This is a genomic window from Paenibacillus sp. EKM301P (assembly GCF_011800295.1).
GTDB lineage: Bacteria > Bacillota > Bacilli > Paenibacillales > Paenibacillaceae > Paenibacillus > Paenibacillus polymyxa.
The window spans coordinates 514,496-527,476 of sequence record NZ_JAALFM010000003.1 but is presented as its reverse complement, the minus strand read 5'-3'; the positions used below and the strand labels follow the sequence as shown (position 1 = coordinate 527,476).

The 12,981-nt window shown below is 45.5% G+C and carries 16 protein-coding genes; 8 read left to right on the top strand and 8 right to left on the bottom strand.

All coding sequences use genetic code 11. The features are described from left to right. Positions 1–25: 25 nt before the first annotated feature. The gene (locus HFD99_RS10575) at positions 26–547 is read left to right on the top strand and encodes a DinB family protein (protein WP_123797818.1); all 522 of its coding nucleotides are present in this window, start codon (positions 26–28) and stop codon (positions 545–547) included. Here the strand turns inward: HFD99_RS10575 and HFD99_RS10570 are convergent. The 4 genes from HFD99_RS10570 to HFD99_RS10555 all read right to left on the bottom strand — a co-directional run bounded on the left by HFD99_RS10570 (position 480) and on the right by HFD99_RS10555 (position 3,078). After that, positions 480–1,016 (bottom strand): Crp/Fnr family transcriptional regulator, encoded by a 537-nt coding sequence (locus HFD99_RS10570; protein WP_017426072.1) that lies wholly within the window; start codon positions 1,014–1,016, stop codon positions 480–482. The genes HFD99_RS10575 and HFD99_RS10570 overlap by 68 nt on opposite strands. A 36-nt stretch (positions 1,017–1,052) precedes the next feature. Next, the gene (locus tag HFD99_RS10565) at positions 1,053–1,793 is read right to left on the bottom strand and encodes an SDR family oxidoreductase (RefSeq protein WP_123797817.1); all 741 of its coding nucleotides are present in this window, start codon (positions 1,791–1,793) and stop codon (positions 1,053–1,055) included. Positions 1,794–1,820: 27 nt separating this feature from the next. Then, positions 1,821–2,399: a TetR/AcrR family transcriptional regulator gene (locus HFD99_RS10560; RefSeq protein ID WP_123797816.1), complete on the bottom strand. Its 579-nt coding sequence runs from the start codon at positions 2,397–2,399 to the stop codon at positions 1,821–1,823. 133 nt (positions 2,400–2,532) lie between these two features. Then, complete coding sequence (locus HFD99_RS10555) at positions 2,533–3,078, bottom strand: glutathione peroxidase (RefSeq protein WP_123797815.1); 546 nt, start codon at positions 3,076–3,078, stop codon at positions 2,533–2,535. 285 nt (positions 3,079–3,363) lie between these two features. On the opposite strand from HFD99_RS10555, the gene HFD99_RS10550 reads away from it, so the two are divergent. Beyond that, the gene (locus HFD99_RS10550; RefSeq protein WP_025366187.1) at positions 3,364–4,095 is read left to right on the top strand and encodes a YheC/YheD family protein; all 732 of its coding nucleotides are present in this window, start codon (positions 3,364–3,366) and stop codon (positions 4,093–4,095) included. A 148-nt stretch (positions 4,096–4,243) separates the two neighbouring features. Here the strand turns inward: HFD99_RS10550 and HFD99_RS10545 are convergent, their stop codons facing one another. Continuing rightward, positions 4,244–4,984: an SDR family NAD(P)-dependent oxidoreductase gene (locus tag HFD99_RS10545; RefSeq protein WP_019689009.1), complete on the bottom strand. Its 741-nt coding sequence runs from the start codon at positions 4,982–4,984 to the stop codon at positions 4,244–4,246. A 157-nt stretch (positions 4,985–5,141) separates the two neighbouring features. Here HFD99_RS10545 and HFD99_RS10540 point away from each other — a divergent pair, with 157 nt between their 5' ends. After that, entirely contained in the window at positions 5,142–6,029 is an 888-nt protein-coding gene (locus tag HFD99_RS10540) for a LysR family transcriptional regulator (RefSeq protein WP_123797814.1), read from the top strand. Between the two features lie 45 nt (positions 6,030–6,074). Here the strand turns inward: HFD99_RS10540 and HFD99_RS10535 are convergent, their stop codons facing one another. Both HFD99_RS10535 and HFD99_RS25935 read right to left on the bottom strand, forming a co-directional pair. Then, positions 6,075–6,944 (bottom strand): AraC family transcriptional regulator, encoded by an 870-nt coding sequence (locus HFD99_RS10535; protein ID WP_090889109.1) that lies wholly within the window; start codon positions 6,942–6,944, stop codon positions 6,075–6,077. Continuing rightward, the gene (locus tag HFD99_RS25935; protein ID WP_256620833.1) at positions 6,889–7,023 is read right to left on the bottom strand and encodes a hypothetical protein; all 135 of its coding nucleotides are present in this window, start codon (positions 7,021–7,023) and stop codon (positions 6,889–6,891) included. The genes HFD99_RS10535 and HFD99_RS25935 overlap by 56 nt, the downstream gene beginning before the upstream one ends. Positions 7,024–7,193: 170 nt before the next feature. Between HFD99_RS25935 and rlmN the strand changes: the two genes are divergently transcribed. The 3 genes from rlmN (at position 7,194) to HFD99_RS10520 (ending at position 10,046) form a co-directional block, all read left to right on the top strand. Then, positions 7,194–8,291, top strand: coding sequence for a 23S rRNA (adenine(2503)-C(2))-methyltransferase RlmN (rlmN, locus tag HFD99_RS10530; RefSeq protein ID WP_016822584.1), 1,098 nt, complete (start codon positions 7,194–7,196; stop codon positions 8,289–8,291). A gap of 140 nt (positions 8,292–8,431) precedes the next feature. Continuing rightward, the gene (locus HFD99_RS10525) at positions 8,432–9,133 is read left to right on the top strand and encodes a dihydroorotate dehydrogenase electron transfer subunit (protein ID WP_016822585.1); all 702 of its coding nucleotides are present in this window, start codon (positions 8,432–8,434) and stop codon (positions 9,131–9,133) included. Next, on the top strand, positions 9,114–10,046 hold the full coding sequence (locus tag HFD99_RS10520) for a dihydroorotate dehydrogenase (RefSeq protein WP_017426080.1): 933 nt from the start codon (positions 9,114–9,116) through the stop codon (positions 10,044–10,046). The genes HFD99_RS10525 and HFD99_RS10520 overlap by 20 nt, the downstream gene beginning before the upstream one ends. Before the next feature lie 101 nt (positions 10,047–10,147). Here the strand turns inward: HFD99_RS10520 and HFD99_RS10515 are convergent, their stop codons facing one another. Then, positions 10,148–10,330, bottom strand: coding sequence for a hypothetical protein (locus tag HFD99_RS10515; protein ID WP_019689006.1), 183 nt, complete (start codon positions 10,328–10,330; stop codon positions 10,148–10,150). Between the two features lie 249 nt (positions 10,331–10,579). Between HFD99_RS10515 and HFD99_RS10510 the strand changes: the two genes are divergently transcribed. Both HFD99_RS10510 and HFD99_RS10505 read left to right on the top strand, forming a co-directional pair. Next, positions 10,580–12,205: an ATP-binding protein gene (locus HFD99_RS10510; RefSeq protein WP_225164823.1), complete on the top strand. Its 1,626-nt coding sequence runs from the start codon at positions 10,580–10,582 to the stop codon at positions 12,203–12,205. After that, positions 12,202–12,939 (top strand): response regulator, encoded by a 738-nt coding sequence (locus HFD99_RS10505; RefSeq protein WP_123797813.1) that lies wholly within the window; start codon positions 12,202–12,204, stop codon positions 12,937–12,939. Before HFD99_RS10510 ends, HFD99_RS10505 begins: the two co-directional genes overlap by 4 nt. Positions 12,940–12,981: the final 42 nt, after the last annotated feature.

Genomic DNA, 12,981 nt, shown 5'->3' with positions numbered 1-12,981 from the left:
TTTGATAGAGAGGGGCATTTACTATATGAATACAAGCGAAACATTACAGCGTTTTGAAGAAACGGTACAACACTATCTTCTTGAATTGGACAGCTTCAGCTTGGAGCAATTGCAGTACACACCGCAGGAGGGACAATGGTCGCTTGGGCAAATGTATCTTCATTTGGTGAACTCTGCTCTTTATATGCATCTTAGGAACATAGATCTTTGTCTACATTCTAATGGGGAGAAGGGGGATAAAACGGAGGCGGGCACAGCCGCATTTAACTTGGGAAGCTTTCCACCCATACGTATCCAAGTTCCACCATCTCCGCAGTATACTCCCCCCCAACCGACTAGCAAAGAAGAGATTGTAGAAGGATTAAACGTGGTGATCCGTAAAATGAGAGAGATTGAGCCGACCGTTGACAAATCAACAGGGTCGTCTACCGTCTCTCATCCCGGATTTGGCGCGATGAATGCGGGAGAGTGGTTTAGACTCATCGAGATGCATTATCGTCATCATCTTTTGCAGATGGAGCGCTTGAAGCACGCAATAGCCGGTTAATCGTCTCCCGGCGCAGCCCGATGAACTGCCCAATTTCCTCCTGCGTCAGCACGTCTGTTAACGTAGCGGGTGCGATGTAGGAGTGGAACCAGCGTTGAAGCTTCCGAAGCTTCTCGGCAGGCGATACCTCCGTGAGCTGGTCAATTCGTTGCTGCATCATGCGCAGCTTATCCTGTAGCTGCAAAGCAATGGCTCGACATTGAGCCGGGTCTTGCTCTAGCTTCAGGTACCATTCTTTTTGCGACAGAACCTCAACCTCAGAGGTGACCAGCGCCATCGCGGTACCATAATAGGGATTGGGACTGATGAGGGAGTGGTGCGGGATAATTTCATCGGGCACAATTACATTAACTAAAATTTGCGAGCCGTCTTCATGGACTCGGACAATTTTTAACAAGCCGCTCTTTAAGTGATATAAAGGGCCTGATTCCCCTTGTCGAAATAAGGTCTCGCCTTTGTGTAATATCATGAACGTGTATAGCCTCCATTTCATGTATTCCAGCTTTTAGATGAATCCGCCATTCACGCGGATGGTCTGTCCGGTAACCCACTGCGATTTAGCGCTGACCAGAAACTCAATCACATCAGCGATATCTTCCGGTTCACCGAGACGACCCATAGCATTCATTTTCTTCATGCCTTCGATCTGTTGCTCTGTTTTTCCTGCCTGAAAAAGCTCTGTGTTGACAGGACCGGGAGCCACGGCATTGATCGTAATTTGCCTGCTTCCGAACTCCTTGGCCAGCTGACGGGTAAATTGCTCCACTGCGCCTTTCGTACCCGCGTATACGCTATAAGCCGGAAACATTTGTCCGATCACGGACGTGGACAGATTCACGATTCTTCCGTAGTTCTCCATGTATTTCATCGCTTGCTGACAGGCAAAGAAGGTACCTTTTACATTCAGTGCGAATTGTTGGTCAAAATCAGCTTCGGTCACCTCAGCCAGAGGTTTGGTAATCATCAGCCCGGCGTTGTTAACCAGAATATCCACTTTGCCGAATTCAGCAATCGTATTTGTAAATAAGGTTTCAATATCGCCCATCTTGCTCAGATCAGCGTGGAGAGCGATGGCCTTTCCGCCTTTTTGAAGAATGCCTGCTACCACTTCTTTAGCTCTGTCCGGACTGCTGGCATAATTGACGACTACACCAGCACCTAGATTAGCCAGCTGCTCGGCAATGGCACGTCCAATTCCCCTGGAGGAGCCAGTGATAATCGCTATTTTCCCTTCCAAATGCTTCATATGTGTTTGGCCTTCTTTCTATATATTTTAAGATATCCCTTTTTCTAAAAGTATCCACACTTCTGCAAACTCCTGATCAATCGTCGGATTCTTCCATTCATAAGCATGTGCGGGATGATGAAAACGGGCTGTGGCATAGAAAAGCGTACGCGCCAGTTGGGGCGGCTGATCCGCTGTGATACCCCCGCGCACAATAATATCAGCGAGCTGATCCACAATGTGGGCGATATGTTGGTCGATTAAATCCGCGGCTTGCTCGGTGACCCGGGTATACATCTCGAACATTTCCTCGTCATCGCGGGCATAATACTGCTTAAGTTCGACCAAGGTCTGTATATATCGTTTTAAGTGCGATATTCCTAGCACAGATGAATCCTGGCATATCTCCGTTAACGGATCAATAATCTTTTCATTTAGCCATTTTTCGGTCACGCCTTCAAGAAGCTCGGCTTTACTTTTAAAGTGTCGGTAAATAGTGCCGTGACTTACTCCTAACACTTTGGCAACATCCGTCACGGAGCTTTTGGTTACACCAAAACGTCTAAGGGTGTCTTCTGTAGCGATAAGAATCTGTTCCTTGGTCAGTATATCTGAGGATTTTTCCATAGAGACACGGTTGACTTACCGTGTGAGTCACCTCCTTGAAGTCAGGATAACACAAAGAGTATCAAATGACAAATATACATTTTTGTCATTTGATACTCTCTTTTTAAAGAATCTAAAGAAGTGACCAGGAAAACTACAAGAGCGATTCGATGACAGGGTCAATAGCACAGGTTGCCGTTGTTACTTCAAATCTGGCCTTTACATAGCCGCCGCGATCAATCAGGAATTTGGAAAAATTCCACTTGATACCATCGCCAACGTATATTTCTGGATATTTATCCTGCAAGAAATCGTCCATCCATTGGCCGTCTTTGGCCTGGGTATCGAAGCCTTGAAACGGTGCCTGTTGGGTCAGATATTGAAATAAAGGATGAAGGGAAGATCCTCTTACCTCCGTCTTCTCAAATAATGGGAAGGTTACTCCATGCTTAATTTGACAAATTCCCTGAACCTCCGAATTGCTACCCGGCTCTTTTCCATTGAATTGGTTACAAGGAAAAGCAAGGATTTCAAAACCTTGTTCTCTCCATCTTTCATAGAGCTTTTGCAGATCAGCGAATTGGCTGGAGAAGCTACACATGCTGGCAGTGTTTACAATAAGGAGAACCTTACCTCTATAGTCTGACAATTCAATCGGTTTCCCGTTAATTGAGGTTGCTTGAAAATCATAAACAGACATGTTATCGTTCCTCCTCGCGTTATTTTTTAATACATCATATATCTAGAGTTGTTATTGGTCCAATATATTATTGGGATTAACTTTATAGGTATTTACAATAATTGCGTCATGTAAAGACCCATAGTACCCCTCTCTCTCTCTTTGAAATCAAAGAAGACTTGGCTTAGAGAGAGTAGGAGATTTGCCTCTTACATAGCAAACTGTGGCATTCGCCGTTACCAAGATAGAATATAGATGCATATTCATGTAGTGTGTGCAAAAACCCAACAGAATCGAGGGATATTCGTGCCCATTGGAAAGATGATTCAATACAAGGAAATGCAACAACATCCCATTTTACGCTCGCACTTGCCCGAAACCCGCTGGATTACGAATGCAAGGACTTTACGGATGCTGGATACCTACCGCACTGTCTTTATCAAGCCTAATTATGGCAGTGGAGGAACCGGCATCATACGCGCGAAAAAGGTAGGGAGGAGATATGAGGTTCGTTGCGGCTCCAGTCGCAGAGTCGTTAGATCCCACGCTGTAAGAAGAGCAATTAGAAGCTATCGGAGACCTCATCGTCGTTATTTGGTACAGCAAGGACTTAAGTTAGCCAAGTACAAAGGTTCGATTTTTGATGCCAGAGTGTATATGCAGAAGCCGGAATCGGAATGGGTCATTTCAGGGATAACCGGCCGTGTCGCTGCACCTCGAAAGGTCGTTACCAACTATCGGAAGGGAGGACATGCGGCGCCGTTGTCCAAAGTGCTTTTAAGGGTTTTTAAAAATGACAGAGCGAAAATGAAAGAGATTTTGGACCAGGTCATTGAGCTTTCTAGAATCATTGCCGACACGATTGACCAAAATCATCCGGTTCGCGAGCTGGGCATCGATCTTGCTATTGAAAAGAGCGGTCAAATCTGGATTATTGAGGCCAATCCGCATCCAGGACATATGTTATTCAGGCAGCTCCCTAATCATAAGATGATTCGCAACATTTTGAGAAATAAACGTCGTATTCATCATCATTAGAATAAAGTGTTTTAAATCATTTATGAATAAGATAAGGAGGAGAACGCCCCGGCAAACTTGCGGGAGCATTCTCCTTTTTAGGTTCTAGCTTAACAGCCACCTTCTGTCTAAGAAGGCGGCTTGTTTTTTACCTAGAAGCCCAGTAACTTTATAGCGTTTGTCCGCTGTCTATCGTAATGATCTGGCCTGTCATGGCTTCCTGTTCCAAAGCAGAGCAGACCATGCTGGCAATATCCTCAGGTGTGGAAATGCGCTGTAGCAGCAAGTGGGGAGCCAATTGTTTCATTTGTTCTTCCCTACCTGCCCACCATCTTGTGGCCACCGCGCCTGGTACGATGCAATTGACTCGAATATCAGGTGCTAGAGATCGTGCTAACGACTTGGTCAGCCCGTGGACGGCTGCTTTGGATACTGCATAGGGTAGCGAGGAACCTAGCCCTGTTTGTCCAGCTATACTTCCCAGATTGACGATAGCTCCTTGTTGACGATGCTTCATATAAGGAGCCACGGCTCTGGCACAGTGAAACATGCCTTTCACATTGACATCCAAGAGATCATTCCACACCGCTTCCGTAACGGCCTCTAGATCATCCATCGGAATATGATGTGTAATGCTGGCGTTATTCACCAGTACATCAACCGTGCCGTATTGCTGAACAATCTGCTCGACCATCGCTCGAACTTCCCGATCTTGAGAAACATCTGCCTGTAATGCAATTGCACTTCCTCCCTGTTCAAGTATCCTACGTACGGTTTCCTCTGCATCGTCTTTAGAACGGGAATAGTTTACGACTACCGTAGCCTTACGATCCGCCAGCTCCATACATATGGCTCTCCCAATTCCTGTACCGCCTCCTGTAACCAGTGCTACTTTTTGATGTAAATCCATGTATGTCCGCCCCTTATCCAACTCGTTAGTTTTGTGTGAAAAATAATATGATCTAATATGGATCATTGTAGAGGATGTATTACATTATGTATAATTGAATTAAATGAACTTGAAATTCAATAAAATTGAGTTAAACGAGCGACTTAGGAGTAGGAGAATGGATATTAAAGCACTTAAAACATTTCAGATGATTGTGAATTGCGGAAGTTTTATACGTGCAGCGGAAGCGTTGAATTATGCACAATCCACCGTGACGATGCAAATACAGAGGCTGGAATCCGATCTAGGAGTTCAGCTTATTGAACGGGGCAAGAAAATAAAGTTAACTGAAGCGGGCAGGATGTTTTACGAGCAAAGTCTGCATATTGTAAAAGATATGGAGCAATTGCAGGAAAATATGGAGAACCTGCAAAAGGGAACCGCAGGCGACATTCGCATAGGGGTGACTGAACCGACCGCCAGTTACCGACTACCTGTAATTTTAAAGCGATTCTTAAACCATTATCCTTACATTCGGATTTCTGTTGAGTTTGGGAATACCCCTACATTAAGCGAGCGTATTCTCAAAGGGGATGTGGACATCGCATTATGCTCTGCTCCGGATTTGGGTACAGAACTATATTTTGAACCTTTATTTAAGGAGAATTTTGTAGTTTTGATGCCTGAACATCACCCTCTTGCACAAAAGGAGTGCATTGGACCTGCAGACTTGCAAGGGCATCGCCTACTTATTACGTCGTCCATCTGTCCCTATCGGCGCAAACTTGAAATGGTCATGAAGGAACATGGAATAACCACGTTAGACACGATGGAAATTGGTAGCATGACGGCTCTGAAATCTTATGTGGAATGTGAATTGGGGATTGCCCTTGTGCCCCAAATTCTAGTCCATCCTGTCCCGGCAGGAACAGCGGTGAGGCAATTAAGCGGCAGCCTGATCGATATGTCCTTTGGTCTTCTTTGTAAAGCAACCGAGGCACCGCTAAAGCTAGCAAGCGCAAGGCTATATTCTGTGTTAAAGAAAGAACTGGGGCAATTGTCCTGAGCATACGATAACAAACCGACTGCAATAGGCAGCCGGTTCGTTTGTTTATTTTTTCGTAATCGGAATCCATACTTCACTTCGGTAGTCCTCAGCATGAGCATCCCCCATGGTATACACTTCCAGCTCGGGACCGCCCGAATGCTCATAATTGCTGGCAGGGAACCATTCTTGGTAAATTCTTTGCCATACCTTCTGGATCGAGTGAGGCATAGGGCCGGTGGATGTAAACACGGCCCAGGTGGCAGCCGGGATGGTTCTGGCTTCTAATCCGTTCGAGGCTGCTACGTCTTCGTTACCCTCTGCGGCGATAAGGTAGCTAAACGTCTCCTCACCATGCTTCATGTCCAGACATATACCGAGTATATCGTCGCCTGTCCCCAAGGCATGAATGCGATCTGATGTTCCATCTCCGTTAAGCTGATCCCAGAATTTTGGGATTTCCCGAAGATTTTCACCGTTCTTAGTAGTAACTTGAATGGACTTCCCAATGACCGTAAAGGCCGCCTTCTCTACAATTTTATAATCCATCTCCTGATCTCCCTTCAGCGATAGGTGGAAGGTGATGCGCGGAAAGGCTTTCAGGTTCACTCCCGGGTTTCTGGCCTCGGAGGGAGAAATACCGTGTACCTTTCGGAACGCTTTAGAAAAAGATTCGGGGGAATCATATCCGTATTTGAACGCAACATCCAGTACTTTGGTGGTAGAAAGACTCAACTCTTGAGCAGCCAGGGTCAATCGACGTTTGCGCACATATTCTGCTACCGTAACGCCAGTCAGCATATAAAACATCCGTTGAAAATGAAAGGGAGACGAGTAGGCCGCCTTTGCAATTTCATCGATATTGAGGGGCTGCTGCATTCTATCTTCCATTAGATCGAGTGCGTTCTTGATCCGAACCAACCATTCCAACCACATCACCTTCCTTGGTTGTAATCATATCATTCACGGTGTCCGTCATCCTGTCTTTGCGTGCTGTTGTTGAACAGGGTTTCATCAGCCTGCCCCCTTGTGTTCATAATTAAAATTTGGGACAATAAAAGAACTGTTTGAATAGCGCAGAGCGCTCAAACATGCTATGATGCAATGATAGTTGAGACGAGTCGTGATGGCTAGGGTTTATATATAGAAATACGAATTTTAACGTTTGTGAAAAGAGGATCGAACATGAAAAAGGAATCCATTTATGGATTAACGTTAGACCAATTGACAGCATGGCTCATGGAGCATGGACATAAAAAATCTCGGGCATTACAGGTATGGGACGCATTGTACCGGAAACGGATTACTGATTTTGCGGCGATGACAGAGGTTCACGAGAGTTGTACTCGCTTGTTGGCAGAGCACTTCTCTATTGAAATCCTGGAAGAACACGTGAAGCAACAATCAGCAGACGGGACGGTCAAGTTTTTGTTCCGCTTGCAGGATGGGAATTTGATTGAGACGGTATTAATGCGGCATAAGTTTGGACTATCCGTATGTGTGACGACCCAGGTGGGATGTAACATTGGATGCAGCTTCTGTGCGAGCGGATTGTTGAAGAAGAGCCGTGACCTTTCCAGTGGTGAAATTGTAGGACAAATCATGAAGGTGCAGCTGTATCTGGACCAGGAACGTCCGGGCGACCGGGTCAGTCACGTTGTGGTAATGGGGATTGGCGAACCGTTTGATAACTTTGTGAACCTGTCCGATTTCATTCGGGTCATTAAGGATCACAAAGGGCTGGCGATTGGGCCGCGGCATATTACTGTGTCCACAAGTGGCCTTGCCGATAAAATTATTGAATTTGCAGATTCCGATCTGCACGTCAACCTTGCGATCTCCCTCCACGCTCCGAATAATGAGATTCGTACCCGCATTATGAAGATCAATCGGGCGATCCCGATTGAGAAGCTCATGCAGGCGATTGATTATTATTTGGATAAAACCAATCGTCGGATTACGCTAGAGTACATCCTCCTGAAGGATGTTAATGACGGTAAGGAGCATGCGCTCGAACTGGCTGAGCTGGTGGGCCATCGTCGCAATCTGGCGAATGTGAACCTGATTCCTTACAATCCGGTGGATGAGCATAGTCAATACCAGCGGAGTGAGTCGGAGTCGATTACTGGCTTCTATGATGTACTGAAAAAGCAAGGCATTAGCTGTAGTGTTCGGCTGGAGCACGGAGTCGACATTGATGCGGCCTGTGGACAGCTACGCAGCAAGCAAATTCGCAAGGATGCGAGCGGCAGCCGCAATGCGGAGCGCGAAGCGATTAGTTAAAATGTACGAGCGTACTCTCTAACAGGAGTACGCTTTTTTTATACATGAGCCATGGAACAAAACGCCAACTGTAAATGTGAAAATAGTCACGTAATAGTTGCTGCTTTTACGTTATAGTGAGTGGTTAGTGGAGGGGTTATATGGCTAACGTAATTTCAAATGTGGCGCTCGTTCCGGGCATTTATGTAATGAAGATAGAGGGCAAATTTAAAGGGAAAATGGGTCAGTTCTACATGCTGCGCAGCGGGAATGGTTACCCACTGCTGCCCAGACCCATCAGCATTTATGATATCGGGGAAGAGAGCATTTCCTTTTTATACCGGGTTGTTGGAGAGGGGACCAATCTATTTTCCCAATTACAGCCTGGTCAGGAGATTCAGTTGGAAGGACCTTTCGGAAACGGGTTTCCGCAGGTCGAGGGCAGTCTAGCTTTAATCGGCGGTGGCATGGGTACAGCACCTTTGTTGTTGGCTGCAAAATATTACCCACATGCAGACGTTTATCTGGGTTTTGCACAGCAAGCCTTTGGGGTTGAAGCGTTCGAGGCTGCGGCAGCATCTGTACAGGTCAAAGTAGGGGGAAGCATCGTCGAACAGGTCGATCCGGCTCGTTATGCGAATATGTTTTCCTGCGGGCCCACTCCGATGTTGCAAGCACTCGCGCTGAAAACGGCGGGTACAGCGTCCCGTTTATATATTTCAACAGAAAGACACATGGCCTGTGGTATTGGCGCATGTTTGGGCTGCACCATGCGTACCCGTGAAGGCAATCGGAGGGTATGTAAGGAAGGGCCTGTATTCCCGGTGGAGGAGGTGGAGTTCGATGATCTCCATGGCATGTAATATAGCAGGTGTACCGTTCAAAAATCCAATTATCATGGCATCGGGTACGTTTGGGTTCGGGCGTGAGTATGCAGAATTCTATTCTCCTGAGCTACTCGGCGGCATCGTCGGCAAGGGACTAACCCTTCATCCGAAGGCGGGGAATACGGGGCAACGAATACATGAGACAGCATCCGGTATGCTGAATAGTGTAGGATTGGAAAATCCGGGTGTGGCGGCTTTTTTGAAGGATGAACTGGATGACATGACTCGCTGGAATACGGCTGTTATTGCCAATGTGGGCGGCTCCAATCTGGAGGAATACGTTCAGGCCGTAGCCATGATTACGGAAAACGCGCAAAAACGCCGTACAATGAACCGCAGAGGCGTTGACATGCTGGAATTGAACATTTCATGTCCCAATGTGAAGCAGGGTGGAATGCAATTTGGTATCCAGACAGAGGTAGCGCGGGAGGTTGTGCGTCAGGTGCGCAATGTGACGGCGCTTCCGCTGATCGTCAAGCTATCTCCGAATGCAGAGAACATCACGCAGATGGCAGTGATGTGCGAGGAAGAAGGCGCGGACGGGGTTTCGCTGATCAATACATTTTCTGCAATGAAAATAGATATACGTCGGCGTCGCAGTGTCTTTGCCAACACGTATGCAGGCCTTTCCGGCCCGGCAATCAAGCCGATTGCCTTGCGCATGGTTCACCAGGTGGCGCAGGCGGTATCGATTCCTGTGATCGGGATGGGCGGGATCAGCTCGGTGGAGGACATTATTGAATTCACCATGGCAGGGGCCGCCGCCATTCAGGTGGGAACGTATAATTTTGTCCATTTACATGCAGGGGCTGAGCTGGTATATGGACTAGAACAATGGATGCAGCAGGAAAAGGTGCAGTCGTTGGATGAGATACGAGGAATTTTGTGAATTTTGGACTCGTTTGTGCATAAACTTAAGCATACAAAACCGGCTTGTCTTTTTAGGCAAGCCGGTTTTGTATTTTATTCTACCGAACCAGCCAGACTCGACTAATGGTTAATATCGCATTTGTTCAAGATGAACGAAATTTGATTTTCCAGCCGATGAATGGCTTCCTTGGATGCCTGGTCGTTGGCATCTTGTGCCTGAAGCGTAGCGAGCTCCTGCTTGAGCTGGTGAAGGTCTTGTCCTGCATGGGAGCAGTCGTAATTGCTTTCGAGATTGTCAATCATCCGTTATCCTCCCTTTCGTTAGGTATACGTCCTTATTATGGAGGATTGATCTTTCCTTATTCAGCATATTGTTCTATTTCAGATACAGACTACGTTAATTCCCGATGAGACGCGTAAAGCTTGCAGAATAAGAAGGGAATTTGTCAAACAATGTCGAATAAAAAGGGATTATAGGGGCAAGATAGGCTCTTCTTCTCATGGAGAGCTTGATAAAGAAGCTGGGTGATAGGGTTGCGGTTAAAAGGCAAGTTGAAACCGAGAAGACAATTCAAAGTTTCGCTACAATTCATGATTATTATTTTGGTTGTTTTAGTTATTATTATTTCCTTGATTATATCCTTGCTTCTCATTCGTAATTTCGTGATTAACAAGCATTTTGATAATACGAAGGAAAAACTTTCGGGTATTGCCAAGGTGGTTGCCAGTGACAACGATGTGATTCGTAATGTTGAGCGGGGAGTTCCTGTGAGACAGATCCAGGATTACTCGCTTGGAGTCATGCATAACGTTAATGTAGATTTTGTAGTCATACTGAACCACGATTTAATTCGGCTATCACATCCGAATGAAACCATGATTGGCAAGCCGTTCTCTGATCTGAATGATGCTAGAAAGGCGCTATCCGGTCAGGGACATTTCTCTGAGAATATCGGTGTTTTGGGTCAAGGCTACCGTTATTTTACGCCGATATTCAATCAACAGAATGAGGTCATTGGCATTGTATGTGTAGGACTGACCATGAGAACGCTAAATCATGATTTGATGCAGGCGCAGTATACCATTTTTGGAGGACTGATGCTGGGGCTCTTTAGTGGAGTTCTGGGGGCGATCATTCTGGCGCAAAAAATCAAAACGATTTTATTTGGGCTGGAGCCACAAGAGATAGCAACACGATTACGTGAAAAAGTAATTATTGAAAATGAAGTCTCTGAAGGCATTATAGCCATTTCCGCTGATAAGAAAATTATGCTTATGAACAAGGAAGCTAAGGCCAAGTACCAATTGGCGAATCAAGACAAGAAAGCTCCGATTGGCGAGCAGATCGATACCAGCTTTTATAACGCGCTCTTCAAGAAAGTGTTTGATGATAAGAAGAAGATCAAGGACCGCTCATTTTATGTGAATGGTATAGAGGTCATTGCGACAGTAACCCCTATACATGTAGAAAATGAGTTTTTTGGGGCAGTGGCAACGCTGCGCGATCAATCCGAAATGATTCATCTTAGCAATCAGTTAAGTGGCACCAAATATTATATTAACTCTCTTCGCGGACAGACGCATGAGTTTATGAACAAAATGCACGTGATCTCCGGACTGATTGAGATGAGGAAATATGAAGAGGTCAGTCAGTATATTCAGCAGCTAAATCACCGGTATCAAAATGAAGTAGGCTTTCTAACAGAGAGAATTAAAGTTCCGGCGTTAGCAGGTTTTATTATGGGGAAAATCAACGAAGCACGCGAGCAAAATATTTCGGTGTTACTGGAAGAGAGCTCGAATGTCTCTAATGTGGAGATGCAGGACATTGTTCATGATGTTATACACATATTGGGCAATTTTTTTGACAACGCGATAGACTCCATTTTACAAAAAAAACAACCCGGCAAAATTGAATTGAAATTGAATTATGAGTGCGAGGGAAATGTGTTCATTTTGAAAGTGAAGGATAATGGTATGGGGATTGATTCCGAAATGCAACAAAGAATATTCGAGCATGGCTTCTCAACCAAAGGAGAGGACAGGGGTTACGGCTTGAATCTGGTTAAAACCATGGTGGATAATCACCAGGGCATCATTGAAATTGACAGCCAACCTGGCCTGGGAACAAGTATCTATGTAGAGTTGCCCTGTACATTGGAGGTGACGAGTGAATGAAGGTACTCATTGTGGAGGATGATCCCATGGTTGCTGAGCTCAACCAACAGTTTATTGAGCGTATGGACAACTTGGATGTGGTAGGTAAAGCAGATACCGTCCAGAAAGCGCAGGATTATCTTCAGAAACACACACCGGATTTGGTATTACTGGACGTGTATTTACCCGGAAAAAGCGGATTAACCTTGCTATCCCATATGCAGGAGCATCAGTACCATGCTTCGGTTATTTTAATTACGGCTGCAAAGGATATCCAAACGGTGAAGGAAGCTGTTTTTTATGGAGTGGCGGACTATCTAATCAAGCCTTTTACATTCGAACGTTTTAAGCTGGCTGTGGAGAAAATCCAGCGTCTGGCCACGGTAATGGAGGAAGGGAACGGAATTAATCAGGCTGTCATTGATCAATATTTTAATAAAGAAGAGCCTATGGGTGTGGAAAAGAAAAAAACTACTGAACATCTATCCCCAAATCTATCAAAAAATCTGTCTAAAAACTTGTCCAAACTGACCATGACTACCATACTGAAGAGTATCCAAGAGCTGGACGGACCCTTTTCGGTTGAAACCTTAGCCAGAGAAGTGGACTTGTCCCGTATTACAGTCAAAAAATATATTCAGTTCCTGGTAGACGATGTCTTCCTAATTGAATCGATAGAATACCACAAGGTTGGAAGACCACTAATGCTCTATCAGATCAATCCTGATATAAAAGAACCGCCATTTCCAGTATGATCTGGAGATAGCGGTTCTTTATTGTCCAATGAGTGTGCCAGA

Bases quoted from the DNA above. Each gene is read 5' to 3' on its own strand.
- HFD99_RS10525 (WP_016822585.1), top strand. From the start codon at position 8,432: ATGGCTAACGTAATTTCAAATGTGGCGCTCGTTCCGGGCATTTATGTA.
- HFD99_RS10535 (WP_090889109.1), bottom strand. From the start codon at position 6,944: ATGTGGTTGGAATGGTTGGTTCGGATCAAGAACGCACTCGATCTAATG.
- HFD99_RS10565 (WP_123797817.1), bottom strand. From the start codon at position 1,793: ATGAAGCATTTGGAAGGGAAAATAGCGATTATCACTGGCTCCTCCAGG.
- HFD99_RS10570 (WP_017426072.1), bottom strand. From the start codon at position 1,016: ATGATATTACACAAAGGCGAGACCTTATTTCGACAAGGGGAATCAGGC.
- HFD99_RS10515 (WP_019689006.1), bottom strand. From the start codon at position 10,330: ATGATTGACAATCTCGAAAGCAATTACGACTGCTCCCATGCAGGACAA.
- HFD99_RS10555 (WP_123797815.1), bottom strand. From the start codon at position 3,078: ATGTCTGTTTATGATTTTCAAGCAACCTCAATTAACGGGAAACCGATT.
- HFD99_RS10560 (WP_123797816.1), bottom strand. From the start codon at position 2,399: ATGGAAAAATCCTCAGATATACTGACCAAGGAACAGATTCTTATCGCT.
- HFD99_RS10540 (WP_123797814.1), top strand. From the start codon at position 5,142: ATGGATATTAAAGCACTTAAAACATTTCAGATGATTGTGAATTGCGGA.
- HFD99_RS10520 (WP_017426080.1), top strand. From the start codon at position 9,114: ATGATCTCCATGGCATGTAATATAGCAGGTGTACCGTTCAAAAATCCA.
- HFD99_RS10505 (WP_123797813.1), top strand. From the start codon at position 12,202: ATGAAGGTACTCATTGTGGAGGATGATCCCATGGTTGCTGAGCTCAAC.
- HFD99_RS10545 (WP_019689009.1), bottom strand. From the start codon at position 4,984: ATGGATTTACATCAAAAAGTAGCACTGGTTACAGGAGGCGGTACAGGA.
- HFD99_RS25935 (WP_256620833.1), bottom strand. From the start codon at position 7,023: ATGAAACCCTGTTCAACAACAGCACGCAAAGACAGGATGACGGACACC.
- HFD99_RS10575 (WP_123797818.1), top strand. From the start codon at position 26: ATGAATACAAGCGAAACATTACAGCGTTTTGAAGAAACGGTACAACAC.
- rlmN (WP_016822584.1), top strand. From the start codon at position 7,194: ATGAAAAAGGAATCCATTTATGGATTAACGTTAGACCAATTGACAGCA.